Raw genomic sequence first — 12,561 nt, 5'->3', positions numbered from 1 at the left:
AGCGTCTTCAGGTGCCGGACGGGCTGTCGCGAAACTGGAAATCGGACGGGTCGAGGTCGACCACGTCGAGATCGTCATCCAGCGCACGGCGGGCGGCTTCGCGGTGCTCGGGCTTGATGTGCGAGGCAACCAGCGACAGCGCGGCAATCAGCACTGTTGCGTCATCGGTGAAGCCCAGCCCGAGGATGAAGTCCGGCAGCGTATCGAACGGCATCACGAAATAGCCGAGCGCACCCATCAGGGTGGCGCGCACCTTCAGCGGCGTGCGGGAATCCAGCGCGCAGTAATAGGCGGCCAGCAGGTCCTCGGCGAAGGGGATCGTGCGCACGACACGGCGCAGCTTGGAGACAAATCCGCTCCCGACGCGCTGCGCGTTGCGCCGCATCGTTGCCGGGTCGCGTGCCGCCTCGCCAATGATCTTCCGGATCCACTCGGGAATTGACCGATCAGCCATGCCTTGCCTTTCGCTGGAAACTGGTTCCCGTAATGTGGTGAGGAAAGCCGGCAATCTCAAGGCTTCCGGCAGATCGCGTGCCGGGGTAGAGGTTGGAAAACACGGCGTCAAACGGGAGGAATCGGCATGAAACTGGGCAGCGATATCGCCGCCGTGGTCACGGGCGGGGCCTCCGGGCTTGGCGAGGCTAGCGCGCGGGGGCTGGCGGAAGCCGGCGTGAAGGTCGCGCTGCTGGACCTGAACGCGGAGCGCGGCGAACAACTTGCCAAGGAACTCGGCGGCGTCTTCGCACGCTGCGACGTCACCAATGAGGGGAGCGTGCGCGCCGCGCTTGAAACCGCGCGAGCCGCCCACGGACAGGAACGCATCTGCGTCAACTGTGCCGGCATCGTCGCCGGCCAGAAGACCGTCAGCCGCGACCGCAAGACCGGCGAGATTTCAGCCCACGACCTGGCGATGTTCGCCAACGTGGTTTCGGTGAACCTCGTCGGCTCATTCCGGGTTTCGGCATTGTCGGCGGCGGGCATGGCGAGCCTCGACCCCGTCACTGACGATGGTGGGCGCGGCGTGGTGGTGATGACGTCTTCGATTGCCGCCGAGGACGGGCAGATGGGGCAGGCGGCTTATTCCGCCTCCAAGGGTGGTGTCGCGGGGATGACGCTGCCGATGGCGCGCGATCTTTCTCGCGAGGGCATCCGCGTCGTCTCGATCATGCCGGGACTGTTTCACACGCCGATGTTCGACAGCCTGTCGGACGAGGTGCGCGAATCTCTGGCAGCCGGCGTGCCGTTTCCGCAGCGGCTGGGCAGCCCCGGCGAATATGCCGCGCTGGTGCGCCACATCTGCGAGAACGACATGCTGAACGGGACGGCGATCCGCCTCGACGGGGCGCTGCGGCTGGCCCCGCGTTAAGCCGCGCGGATCAGTCTTTCGCCAGGCCTTCGGCGAAGGCGTCGATCTTCTTTGCGAGCTTGACGTCGAGTTCGGTCAGGCCACCGGCATCATGGGTCGACAGCGTGATCTCCACGCTGTTGTAGACGTTCGACCATTCGGGATGGTGGTTGAGCTTTTCGGCCGCCAGCGCGACGCGCGACATGAAGCCGAAGGCTGCGTTGAAATCCTTGAACTTCAGCGCGCGCGAAATCGCGTCGCGGTCATCGCTTTCAGTCCAATGGGTAAGGGAGGCGAGCGCGCTTTCGCGTTCGCTGGCTGTCAACTTGTCGGCCATGGAGCGCCTTTCAGATGCGTTGCTCGAGGCCGTAATCGAAGGCAGGCGCGTCGAGCGGGTAAACCTCCTCCGCAATATAGGGCCCGCCGCCCTGGCTGGCACGGGACGACAGCAGGGTAAAGTCCTCTGCCGTGAAGGGGCCGGCCCGGAAAAAGCCGCGCATTCCAAGGTAATTCGCAACCGCCGAGCCGCTCGCACCGCGCACGCGCGCGATGGTGATGTGGGGGGTAAACTTGCGCTGTTCCGCCGGCAGGCCGACCATTTGCATCTTGCGCTCGATATCGGCCTGGAGCGCCATCAGGTCGGGTGTCGGCTCGACGCAGGCGAAGACCGAATGCGGCTTCTTGCCCCCGAAGGAGCGCGCCCCTTTGATGGTCACCGGGAACGGTCTGCGGCGGATATCGTCGAGAATGTCGGCGACACGGTCGGCAGTGGGTTCGTCGATGTCGCCGATGAAGCGCAGCGTGACGTGGTAATTCTCGACGTCGATCCAGCGGGCACCGGGAAGCCCGCCGCGCAGGCCCGAAAGCTGGACCCCGATTGCGCTCGGAATTTCAAGTCCGACGAACAGACGCGGCATGGTTATCTCCCTGCTGCGTGGCGCGAATCACTGCTTGAATTCAGCTTAGCCCGATTTTTCGACCTGCTCGATCAATTGCACCGCGAAGGGTTGGATATTTCCGACGATCACCTTCACCCCGGCCTCGTTTGGGTGGATGCCGTCAGACTGGTTCAGGCGGGCATCGGTGGCCACGCCGTCGAGAAAGAACGGCATCAGGATGACGCCGTCGCGGGCGCCGAGATCGGCGAAGATCGCCTCGAAGCGGGTCACGTAGTCGTCACCGAGATTGGCGGGTGCGCGCATGCCCGCAAGCAGTACGGAAATGCCGCGCCCGGTCAGGTCGTCGACGATGGCTGTCAGCGCCTTGCGCGTCACGTCCGGGTCGATGCCGCGCAGCAGGTCGTTGCCGCCAAGCGCCACGATCACCGCGTCGGTGCCGTCCGGCACGGCCCAGCCAAGCCGCTGGGCGGCCGCGGTGCTGGTATCGCCGGAGACGCCGGCATTCTGGATATCGACGTCGAGGCCGTCCGCCTCCAGGGCGCTTTCCAGCTTCTCGGGATAGGATTCACCGGGATCGAGGCCGTATCCGGCGGTCAGGCTGTCGCCGAACGCGACCACCTGAACGGGCTCGGCGCTGGCGGCCAGGGGCAGCACCAGCAGCGTAAGGGTCACGAGGATTGCGCGTATCATGTCAGGTCGGTCCGGCGGTCAATTGCCGCAGATGCTTGGCATTGCGGGCATCTGCTCCATTTCAGGCTTGGCTGCAGGATGGCCAGCCATTCGGGCTGTTATGTGTCGCGGCATGCCACTGCCAGCAAGGGGACAGAACTTGGGGATACCAGCAATCGAGACGGGCGACCTCCACCTGCGGCTCGGCACGGGCCGGGCAGCGGTGCACGTGCTGCGCGGGATCGATCTCACCGTCCAAGCCGGTCAATCGATCGCCATCCTCGGCCCGTCGGGTTCCGGAAAGTCGAGCCTGCTCATGGTCATGGCCGGGCTTGAACGGCCTACGTCCGGCAATGTTTCGCTGGCTGGAACCGCGCTCGGCCCCCTGAACGAAGACGGTCTGGCCGCGCTGCGCGGCGCGCAGACCGGCATCGTCTTCCAGTCCTTTCACCTGATCCCGACCATGACGGCGCTCGAAAACGTCTCGGTTCCGCTGGAACTGGCGCAGGCCGGTGGCCGGCTGAAGGATCTCGACGTGCGCGAGCGCGCGATGGCCGAACTCGATGCGGTCGGCCTGTCGGCCCGCGCGACCCACTACCCGGCGGAGCTTTCCGGCGGCGAGCAGCAGCGGGTGGCGCTGGCGCGCGCGCTCGTGGCGCAGCCGCAGATCCTGTTTGCCGACGAGCCGACCGGCAATCTCGACGGGTCGACCGGCGCGCAGATCGTCGACCTGCTGTTTGCCGCCCACCGCGACCGGGGCACGACGCTGATGCTCGTCACCCATGACGAGAGCCTTGCCGACAAGTGCGACCGGGTTATCCGCATGGCCGATGGCGAGATCATCTCGCAAACGGGCGCCGGGCAATCCGACGCGCCCGCGCGCGCCGCATCCTGAGCGCCGCCATGAACAATTTCCCGATCTGGCTCAAGCTGGCCTTGCGCGAATTGCGCGGCGGATTCACCGGCTTTGCCGTCTTCGTTGCCTGCATCGCGCTCGGCGTCGGGGCCATCGCCTCTGTCGGGTCGATCACCCGATCGCTGGTGGCCGGCATCGACCAGGAAGGGCGCACGATCCTTGGCGGCGACCTTGCCTTCCGGCTGGCGCAGCGGCCCGCGAGCGACGCCGAACTCCAATGGTTTGCCGCGCAGGGCACGGTTTCGCAGTCGATTTCCATGCGCGCGATGGCGCGCCTTCCCGACAATTCCGACCAGTCGCTCGCCGAGATCAAGGCGGTGGACGGCATGTATCCGCTCTATGGCGAGGTGCTGCTGGAGAATGCCGAAATGTCGCCGGACATGCTGGCAAAGCGCGACGGGCGCTGGGGCGTGCTGGTGGAAGCGACCTTGCCCGGACGGCTCGGCATCGGCACCGGCGACGTGATCGAGATCGCCGGCATGCCGGTGGACATTCGCGGCATCATCGCCAAGGAACCGGATCGGCTGTCGAGCGGGCTGACCTTCGGCCCGCGCGTGCTGATGACGATGGATGCGCTGGAGGAAAGCGGGCTGGTGCGGCCCGGCAGCCTCGTGCGCTGGCACTACCAGGTGCGGCTGAACGACCAGTCGGACGCGGCGCTGACGAACCTTGCCGAGGAAGCCGAAGAGCGCTTTCCCGAAGCCGGTTGGTCGATCCGAAGCCGCGCCAATGCCGCGCCGCGTATTTCCAGCCAGATCGACCGTTTCCGCGACTACCTCACCTTCGTCGGCCTCACGGCGCTTGCCGTGGGCGGTGTCGGTGTCGCCAACGCGGTGCGCGCGCATCTCGACGGGCGGCGCGCGGTCATCGCCACACTAAAGGCTCTGGGCGCGACCGGCGGCGTGATCGCGCGGGTCTACCTCGCGCAGATCCTGATGCTGGCCGGCATCGGCATAGGGATCGGGCTGGTGCTCGGCGTGATCGCGCCGACGCTGGCGGGATCGTTCCTCGCCTCGTTCTTCCCCGTTGCGGAGGCCGTCAGCGGGGTCTACCCGCAGGCGCTGCTGATTGCCGCCATCTACGGCGTGCTGACCGCGCTTGCCTTCGCGCTGATGCCGCTGGGGCGTGCCCGGCAGGTGCCGGTGAGCGCGCTCTACCGCGACCATGTCGCGCGCCATGCCGGGTCGGCCCCGCTTGCCTACACGATTGTTTCGGTCGTCTGTGTGCTGGCGGTGGCGGGTCTCGCGATCCTGTTGGCCGAACAGCCGCTGGTCGCCATCATCTTCATCGGGTCGGCGATCGCGGGCTTCGTGTTCCTGCGGCTGGTGGCGTGGGCGGCGATGCGGCTTGCCAAATCCGCGCCGCAGCGCGCGCCGCTCATCCTGCGCATGGCGCTTGCCAACATCCACCGTCCCAACGCGCTGACGCCGACGGTGGTGCTGTCGCTTGGGCTGGGGCTGACGCTGCTCGTCACGCTGGCGCTGATCGAGACCAGCCTCAACCGCCAGCTCGACCAGCAGATTCCGGCGAACGCACCGGATTTCTTCTTCCTCGATATCCCGTCGGCGCGCGCGCAGGACTTCAACGACCTCGTGCGCGCACACGCGCCGGACGCGACCGTCAACCAGGTTCCGATGCTGCGCGGGCGCATCGTGTCGCTGAACGGCGTGCCGTCGCGCGACCACAAGCCGGTGCCGCCGGATGCAGCCTGGGTGCTGCGCGGCGACCGGGGCCTGACCTATGCCAGCGAAGTGCCGAAAGGCTCGACGGTGGTGAAGGGCGACTGGTGGGGGGAAGGCTATGACGGCCCGCCGCTGGTCTCCTTCGAGGCGGAGCTTGCCGAGCTTCTCGGGCTGGAGATCGGCGACAATCTGGTCGTCAACGTGCTGGGGCGAAACCTCGAAGTCGCGATCGGCAACCTGCGCACCGTCGAGTGGGAGACGCTCGGCATCAACTTCGTGATGGTGTTCTCGCCGAACGCCGTGGCCGGTGCGCCGCACATGATGCTGACGACCGTCGCCTTCGAAGGTGACGACAATCTCGACGAGCAGACAGCGCTGATGCGCGCCAGCGCCGACGCCTTTCCGGAAGTGACGGCGGTGCGGGTTTCCGAAGCGCTCGACACCTTCACCGACCTGATCGGCAAGCTGGCGCTGGCGATCCGGCTGGCCAGCGGCGTGACGCTGGTGTCCGCCGTGCTGGTGCTTGCCGGCGCGCTCGCCTCCAGTCACCGGTTCCGGATCTATGATGCGGTGGTGCTGAAGACGCTCGGCTCGACCCGCTGGCAGCTGCTGTCGGTCTACCTGATCGAGTTCGCGCTGCTCGGCGTCGCCACGGCGATCTTCGCGGTGATCGCGGGGTCCGCGCTGTCATGGATGATCGTGACGCAGGTGATGGAACTGTCTTTTGCCTTCGCGCCGGGGCTTGCGATCCTGGCGGCTGCGGGCGCGGTCGTCGTCACCGTGGCGCTGGGGCTGACGGGCACCTGGAGTGCACTGGGGCAGCGACCGGCACCCTTCCTGCGCGCTTTTGCCGCCGGATAGAGCCAAATTACATGCCGATTATTGCGAATTTGGCTCGGATTCGAACCCAAGGGTTCTTGCTCTGTCCATTTCACACCCCCATATTCATGCTCGGTATGTCTTCAACACATGTGAGGTTTCACGATGTCCGACCTTAACCGGAGTGCTGCTTCCGGCTACGCACAACAGCGCGCGGAGGCCGGTTATATCGACGAGGGCCTGCGCAGCTTCATGTTGCGGGTCTACAACTACATGTCCGTCGGTCTCGCCGTTACGGGCGTCGCCGCATACGTCACCGCCATGATGGCGGTCGACAATGGCCAGCTCACCAGCTTCGGCCAGACGCTGTTCTTCAGCCCGCTGAAGTGGGTTGTCATGCTTGCCCCGCTGGGCTTCGTCTTCTTCCTGTCGGCGCGCATCCACAAGATGAGCGCAACCGGCGCGCAGATGGCGTTCTGGGCCTTTGCCGGCCTCATGGGGCTATCGCTGTCGTCGATCTTCCTCGTCTTTACGGGCGAGAGCATCGTGCGCGTGTTCTTCCTGGCCGCTGCCACGTTCGGCGCGATGAGCCTCTACGGCTACACCACGAAGAAGGACCTCTCCGGCTGGGGTTCGTTCCTCTTCATGGGCCTGATCGGCATCATCATCGCCAGCGTCGTGAACATCTTCATCGGCTCCAGCGCCATCCAGTTCGCCGTTTCGGTGATCGGCGTCCTCATCTTCACCGGTCTGACCGCGTATGACACGCAGCAGATCAAGGAGATGTACTACGTGGGCGATGACGGCACGGTCACCGGTCAGAAGGCCATCATGGGCGCGCTGCGCCTGTACCTGGACTTCATCAACCTGTTCATGATGATGCTCCAGCTCTTCGGCAACCGCGAATAGTCACACGCGGCAGTCATGCGAATTGCGAAGGCCCCGGCGGTGTCGCCGGGGCCTTTTCTTTTGGCCTCGCGCTGACTTAAATCGCCCACGAAAATTCATCATCGGGGCGGGCGATGGCCAACAGCGACGACACTCTCATCCGCGCGGCGACGCGCGAGGACCTTCCAGCCATCACGGCGATCTATGCCGACGAGGTGGAGAACGGCTCGGCGTCCTTCGAGACGGTGCCGCCCGACCTCGCCGAGATGACGACCCGGTTCGAGACAGTCACCGGCGGCGGGTTTCCCTACATCGTGGCCGAACGGGACGGGCAGGTGCTGGGCTATGCCTATGCGGGCGCCTACCACAAGCGCGCGGCTTACCGGTTTACCGTGGAGGATTCGGTCTATATCGACCGGGCGGCGCGCGGCACCGGGCTTGGCAAGGTCCTGATGCACGCGCTGATCGAGCGCTGCGCGCAGGCCGGTTTCCGCCAGATGATCGCGATCATCTCGCGCTCGGCATCGAGCGACGCCTCCATCGGGCTGCACCGCGCGGTCGGGTTCGTCACGGTCGGCGAACTGCCGGATGTGGGATTCAAACAGGGGGAGTGGCGCGGCATCACCATCATGCAGCTTGCACTGGGTGCGGGCGCGAGTGCGCCGCCGCCACCGGGCCGCTAGGCCCTCAGGCCTTGACCAGCCGCAGGCCCTTGTCGAGGACGCGCAGCACCTGCGACAGGTCGTGGCCGCGCTTGAGAATCTGCCCCGTTGCGGCAACGACGGTGTAGGCGCCCTGGCGGCGCGACAGCTTCGGGTTCTTCTCGATGCGGTAGAGCGGGGCTTCGGAGGTGCGGCGGAAGATGGAAAACACCGCACGGTCGCGCAGCAGGTCGATGGCGTAGTCGCGCCATTCGCCTTCGGCGACCTTCTTTCCGTAGACGTTGAGGATGGTGGTCAGTTCACGCCGGTCGAAGGACGTGCAGGCAGGCTCGTTTCGCTTCGCCTGGTGGGCCGGCATCGCGTTCGTCCTGCCGCCCGTGAAGGTTATCGGTTCGCCGTCGTTCAAGGAACGCCTCCTGATTCGCGCGGGTCGGCGTGACGTCAAACTGTCACGAAGGAGAGTTTCGCGCGATCAAGACGGCCAATGCAAGCCCGCGCGGACCGGGGGAAACGGCACCTCGAAAACAAATCACAAAGTTGCCCTATTCCGGCCCCGGCCCAGCCCGATTGCGGGACTGGAATGAAGATGTTGCCTCGAAGGCCCGGTTCTGAAGCCCAAGGTTTCGGAATTCTTCAGCCCCCCAGCCCCTCCGGGATCTGGCAAATGAACCGGGCCGACTTTCCTGCCAGTATCGAGTTCACAGTTCTTGCGTACGAGGTTTGCGTCATCAGGCGCCGCGTTCCCCCGCGGCGGGCAACGCCCAGCCGGTCAGCAAAAACCGGCTTAGACCCGCAGACCCTCAAACAGGCCGGCTTCCCGCCGGCCTTTTCTCTTTCCAGTCAGATTGAAGCAGCGCCTCAGATGGCGTGATCGAGCACGGCAGCAGCCTGGATCGGTCCCGGCTCGCCGTCGTTCAGCCGCTGGACGATGACGGCGCAGTGCAGTCCGCGCCCCGTCAGCCCGTCGAGCGAAGCGGAGTAGCTTTGAGCCTTGCCGGCCCAGCGGCCAAGCGGGCGAATGGCCTTCACGACGTTGCTGTAGGTGACGGTGCGCCCGGCATTCTCGCCGCGGCCGATCTCGACCGTATCCGACGCCTCGTAGACCACGAGCCATAGGCTGGCATTGCGGACGGTGCCGCTTGCCGGCGCGGCCTGAACGGTGAGCGTGTCGCCGCTTGTTTCAATCTCCAGCGCGAGCGCTGCGCCGACATTGTCGCTCTCCAGCGATTTCAGCACGTCCTGGCGCCTCGAGCCGACGACATTGATGCGGCCGTTGATGACGCCCTGCGGGGTGTAGACGGAGCGTGAATCCAGCGCGCGGACATAGCCGCGCTGGCGCTCGGTGTGCTCGGCGCTCGCCAGCGTGTCCTTCCAGCCAAGATAATCCCAGTAGTCCACGGGCAGGGTGAGGGCGAGGACGTCATCGCGTTCGGCAAGCTCGTTCCACACCTTGTCGGCCGGCGGACAGGACGAGCAGCCCTGCGAGGTGAACAGCTCGGCAACGGCCTTGGGCTTCAAGGTGCCAGCGCTGGCCGGCAGGATGGCGAAGGCGGCAGCGAATGCGACTGCGGACAGGACTTTCATGCGGATCGTCTCTCGCGTTGCGCGTCTTGGTGCAATTTGTCTGAGAAGGATATTAGCGCGAAAGCGCGCCGCGAGGCGTCACGCCCTGTCACCCTTGCGTGAAACGCGCGCGAGGCCGGCTTTCGCGGGAAATGAAAAGGCCGATGCGGATGCCGCACCGGCCTGGTTTTCGTGGGATATCAGCTGCCTCAGGCAGCGAGGCCGCGCAGCACGTAGTGCAGGATGCCGCCGTTCTTGAAGTAGTCGAGCTCGTCCAGCGTATCGATGCGGCAGAGCAGGTCGACCGACTTCGTCTTGCCGTCGGGCCAGGTGATCTTCGCCGTCACCGTCTTGCGCGGCGACAGGTCGGACAGGCCGTCGAGGGTGACGGTCTCGTCGCCGGTCAGGCCGAGGCTCTGCCAGCTGTCGTCGCCGGTGAAGACCAGCGGAACGACGCCCATGCCGATCAGGTTGGAACGGTGGATGCGCTCGAAGGACTGGGCGATGACGGCGCGTACGCCAAGAAGGCGGGTGCCCTTGGCGGCCCAGTCGCGGCTCGAACCGGTGCCGTATTCCTTGCCGGCGAAGACGACGAGCGGGACATTGTCCGCCTCGTACTTCATGGCCGCGTCGTAGATCGGCATCTGCTCGCCCGAAGGGAAATGCTTGGTCATGCCGCCTTCGACACCGGGCACCATCTGGTTCTTGATGCGGATGTTGGCGAAGGTGCCGCGCATCATCACCTCGTGGTTGCCGCGGCGCGCGCCGTAGGAGTTGAACTCGCGCTGGGGCACCTGGTGCTCGGAGAGGTACTCGCCTGCGGGGCTTGCACCCTTGATCGAACCGGCCGGGGAAATGTGGTCGGTGGTGATCGAATCCAGGAACAGACCGAGGATGTGGGCATCCTTCACGTCGGATACCGGCTTGGGGGTGAGTTCCAGGTCCTCGAAGTAGGGCGGGTTCTGCACGTAGGTCGAACCCATGTCCCACTTGTAGGTGACGCCGCCGCCGGTCTCGATGGCCTGCCAGCCGGCATCGCCCTTGAACACGTCGGAATAGCGCTCGTCGAACATCTCCGGGGTGACGGAGGTGCGCACGAGGTCGGCGATCTCGGCGGAAGACGGCCAGATGTCCTTCAGGAAGACGTCCTCGCCGTTCTTGTCGGTGCCGATGGGGTCGCGCGACAGGTTGATGTTGAGCGAGCCGGCAATGGCATAGGCGACAACGAGCGGCGGGGAGGCGAGCCAGTTCGCCTTCACGTCCTGGTTCACGCGGCCCTCGAAGTTCCGGTTACCCGAGAGTACCGAGCAGGCGACGAGGTCATGCTCGGCGATGGCGGCGGAAATGTCCTCCGGCAGCGGGCCGGAGTTGCCGATGCAGGTGGTGCAGCCATAGCCAACGAGGTTGAAACCCATCGCGTCGAGGTCATCCTGCAGGTTGGCCTTGGCGAGGTAGTCGGTCACCACCTGGCTGCCGGGCGCCAGCGAGGTCTTCACCCACGGCTTCACGGACAGGCCCCTGGCGCGTGCGTTGCGGGCAACCAGGCCGGCAGCGATCATCACCGAGGGGTTGGAGGTGTTGGTGCAGGAGGTGATGGCGGCGATCACCACGTCGCCGTGGCCGAGGTCGAAATTCTGGTTCGGCACGGGGTAGCGCTTCTTGGTGTTGCGCTTCTTGTTGAACTCGTCCTTGAGCGCGCCGTCGAACACCTTCTTGGCGGTCTTCAGGGGCACGCGGTCCTGCGGGCGCTTCGGCCCGGCGATGGCCGGTTCGACGCTGCGCAGGTTCAGCTCCAGAACGTCGGTGAATTCCGGGTCCGGCGTGCGGGACTTGCGGAACATGCCCTGGCGCTTGGCGTAGGCTTCCACCAGCGCAACACGGTCTTCCTCGCGGCCAGTCGCCTTGAGGTACTCGATGGTGTCCTCGTCGATGGGGAAGAAGCCGCAGGTCGCGCCGTATTCCGGCGCCATGTTGGCGATGGTTGCCTGGTCTTCGAGGCTCAGGTTGTTGAGGCCCTTGCCGAAGAACTCGACGAACTTGCCGACGACGCCGTGGGCGCGCAGCAGCTCGGTGACGCGCAGCACCAGGTCAGTGGCGGTGACGCCTTCCTTCAGCTTGCCGCTCATCTTGAAGCCGATGACCTCGGGGATCAGCATGGAAATCGGCTGGCCCAGCATGGCGGCCTCGGCCTCGATGCCGCCGACGCCCCAGCCCAGAACCGACAGGCCGTTGACCATGGTGGTGTGGGAATCGGTGCCGACCAGCGTGTCGGGATAGGCGACCGTGCGGCGGCCGTCCTTCTTGGTCCAGACCGTCTGGGCGAGATATTCAAGGTTCACCTGGTGGCAGATGCCAGTGCCGGGGGGCACGACGCGGAAGTTGTCGAAGGCGCCCGAACCCCAACGCAGGAACTCGTAACGCTCGCGGTTTCGCTCGTATTCGCGCTCGACATTGAACTTGAAGGCCGCGTCGTTTCCGAAGGCATCGACCATCACAGAGTGATCGATGACGAGGTCGACGGGAACCAGCGGATTGATCTTCTTGGGGCTGACGCCGAGCTTCTTGGTCGCGTCGCGCATGGCGGCGAGGTCCACGACGGCGGGGACACCGGTGAAATCCTGCATCAGCACGCGCGCCGGGCGGAAGGCGATCTCGCGGTCGGACGACTTGTTGGTGAGCCACGCGGCCATGGCGCGGATGTCATCTGCGGTGACGGTGCGGCCGTCCTCGTTGCGCAGAAGGTTCTCCAGCAGCACCTTGAGCGAGAACGGCAGGCGTGAGATGCCTTCCAGCCCGTTCTTCTCGGCGGCGGGCAGGCTGTAATAGGTATAGGTCTTGCCGGCAGCCTTCAGGGTCTTGCGGCAATTGAATGTGTCGAGCGAAGTGGTCACGATGAATGATCCCCAAAATCGGCGTTGCGGAGCTACCCAGGGGGCGGCGAGGAAACCTTGTCCAGCGGGCAATACGCAGAACGGTCCGGCTACCTTGAACATGGTTCGGCGCGACCGTGAAACAACCGGTTCGCGCCACGCCGGCTCTGCCACGGGGGCAGCCGGTCCTGCATCATGGGCGCGAATGCGTTGCGAAACGGTGACGTCTCGGGCCTCCAACTGTGCGC

At 65.5% G+C, this 12,561-nt stretch carries 12 protein-coding genes; 5 read left to right on the top strand and 7 right to left on the bottom strand.

Annotation, left to right across the window (positions count from 1 at the left end):
- Positions 1–7: 7 nt before the first annotated feature.
- Positions 8–454, bottom strand: a complete 447-nt coding sequence (locus ACKTEK_RS14335) for a YkvA family protein (protein ID WP_409165972.1) — start codon at positions 452–454, stop codon at positions 8–10.
- Between the two features lie 126 nt (positions 455–580).
- Between ACKTEK_RS14335 and ACKTEK_RS14330 the strand changes: the two genes are divergently transcribed.
- A complete protein-coding gene (locus ACKTEK_RS14330) occupies positions 581–1,366 on the top strand; it encodes an SDR family NAD(P)-dependent oxidoreductase (protein WP_409165971.1) in 786 nt (261 codons plus the stop codon).
- Between the two features lie 10 nt (positions 1,367–1,376).
- Here the strand turns inward: ACKTEK_RS14330 and ACKTEK_RS14325 are convergent, their stop codons facing one another.
- The 3 genes from ACKTEK_RS14325 to ACKTEK_RS14315 are packed head-to-tail and all read right to left on the bottom strand — an operon-like array spanning position 1,377 to position 2,931.
- Positions 1,377–1,682, bottom strand: a complete 306-nt coding sequence (locus tag ACKTEK_RS14325) for a 4a-hydroxytetrahydrobiopterin dehydratase (protein WP_409165970.1) — start codon at positions 1,680–1,682, stop codon at positions 1,377–1,379.
- 10 nt (positions 1,683–1,692) lie between these two features.
- Positions 1,693–2,262, bottom strand: coding sequence for an RNA 2',3'-cyclic phosphodiesterase (gene thpR / locus ACKTEK_RS14320; RefSeq protein ID WP_409165969.1), 570 nt, complete (start codon positions 2,260–2,262; stop codon positions 1,693–1,695).
- A 45-nt stretch (positions 2,263–2,307) separates the two neighbouring features.
- Positions 2,308–2,931: an arylesterase gene (locus ACKTEK_RS14315; RefSeq protein ID WP_409166167.1), complete on the bottom strand. Its 624-nt coding sequence runs from the start codon at positions 2,929–2,931 to the stop codon at positions 2,308–2,310.
- Positions 2,932–3,046: 115 nt separating this feature from the next.
- Between ACKTEK_RS14315 and ACKTEK_RS14310 the strand changes: the two genes are divergently transcribed.
- The 4 genes from ACKTEK_RS14310 to ACKTEK_RS14295 all read left to right on the top strand — a co-directional run bounded on the left by ACKTEK_RS14310 (position 3,047) and on the right by ACKTEK_RS14295 (position 7,901).
- Positions 3,047–3,808, top strand: a complete 762-nt coding sequence (locus ACKTEK_RS14310) for an ABC transporter ATP-binding protein (protein ID WP_409165968.1) — start codon at positions 3,047–3,049, stop codon at positions 3,806–3,808.
- 8 nt (positions 3,809–3,816) lie between these two features.
- Positions 3,817–6,372: an ABC transporter permease gene (locus ACKTEK_RS14305; RefSeq protein ID WP_409165967.1), complete on the top strand. Its 2,556-nt coding sequence runs from the start codon at positions 3,817–3,819 to the stop codon at positions 6,370–6,372.
- Positions 6,373–6,495: 123 nt separating this feature from the next.
- Complete coding sequence (locus tag ACKTEK_RS14300; protein WP_409165966.1) at positions 6,496–7,239, top strand: Bax inhibitor-1/YccA family protein; 744 nt, start codon at positions 6,496–6,498, stop codon at positions 7,237–7,239.
- 113 nt (positions 7,240–7,352) lie between these two features.
- The gene (locus tag ACKTEK_RS14295; RefSeq protein WP_409165965.1) at positions 7,353–7,901 is read left to right on the top strand and encodes a GNAT family N-acetyltransferase; all 549 of its coding nucleotides are present in this window, start codon (positions 7,353–7,355) and stop codon (positions 7,899–7,901) included.
- 4 nt (positions 7,902–7,905) lie between these two features.
- Here ACKTEK_RS14295 and ACKTEK_RS14290 read toward each other — a convergent pair whose 3' ends face one another.
- From ACKTEK_RS14290 to acnA, 3 genes are all read right to left on the bottom strand, one after another.
- Positions 7,906–8,238 carry a DUF2794 domain-containing protein gene (locus ACKTEK_RS14290; protein ID WP_409166166.1) on the bottom strand — a complete coding sequence of 111 codons (333 nt, stop codon included), beginning with the start codon at positions 8,236–8,238 and terminating at the stop codon, positions 7,906–7,908.
- A 500-nt stretch (positions 8,239–8,738) separates the two neighbouring features.
- Positions 8,739–9,464 (bottom strand): DUF1223 domain-containing protein, encoded by a 726-nt coding sequence (locus ACKTEK_RS14285; RefSeq protein WP_409165964.1) that lies wholly within the window; start codon positions 9,462–9,464, stop codon positions 8,739–8,741.
- 188 nt (positions 9,465–9,652) lie between these two features.
- Positions 9,653–12,334 carry an aconitate hydratase AcnA gene (acnA, locus tag ACKTEK_RS14280; protein ID WP_409165963.1) on the bottom strand — a complete coding sequence of 894 codons (2,682 nt, stop codon included), beginning with the start codon at positions 12,332–12,334 and terminating at the stop codon, positions 9,653–9,655.
- Positions 12,335–12,561: the final 227 nt, after the last annotated feature.

Source organism: Tepidamorphus sp. 3E244 (assembly GCF_046159835.1).
Lineage (GTDB): Bacteria > Pseudomonadota > Alphaproteobacteria > Rhizobiales > Tepidamorphaceae > JACKJK01.
The sequence above is the reverse complement of the archived record's forward strand: the minus strand, read 5'-3'. Positions and strand labels throughout refer to the sequence as shown.

Coding starts and splice junctions, on each gene's coding strand:
- ACKTEK_RS14335 (WP_409165972.1), bottom strand. CDS start 454: ATGGCTGATCGGTCAATTCCCGAGTGGATCCGGAAGATCATTGGCGAG.
- ACKTEK_RS14330 (WP_409165971.1), top strand. CDS start 581: ATGAAACTGGGCAGCGATATCGCCGCCGTGGTCACGGGCGGGGCCTCC.
- ACKTEK_RS14325 (WP_409165970.1), bottom strand. CDS start 1,682: ATGGCCGACAAGTTGACAGCCAGCGAACGCGAAAGCGCGCTCGCCTCC.
- thpR (WP_409165969.1), bottom strand. CDS start 2,262: ATGCCGCGTCTGTTCGTCGGACTTGAAATTCCGAGCGCAATCGGGGTC.
- ACKTEK_RS14310 (WP_409165968.1), top strand. CDS start 3,047: ATGCCACTGCCAGCAAGGGGACAGAACTTGGGGATACCAGCAATCGAG.
- ACKTEK_RS14305 (WP_409165967.1), top strand. CDS start 3,817: ATGAACAATTTCCCGATCTGGCTCAAGCTGGCCTTGCGCGAATTGCGC.
- ACKTEK_RS14300 (WP_409165966.1), top strand. CDS start 6,496: ATGTCCGACCTTAACCGGAGTGCTGCTTCCGGCTACGCACAACAGCGC.
- ACKTEK_RS14295 (WP_409165965.1), top strand. CDS start 7,353: ATGGCCAACAGCGACGACACTCTCATCCGCGCGGCGACGCGCGAGGAC.
- ACKTEK_RS14290 (WP_409166166.1), bottom strand. CDS start 8,238: ATGCCGGCCCACCAGGCGAAGCGAAACGAGCCTGCCTGCACGTCCTTC.
- ACKTEK_RS14285 (WP_409165964.1), bottom strand. CDS start 9,464: ATGAAAGTCCTGTCCGCAGTCGCATTCGCTGCCGCCTTCGCCATCCTG.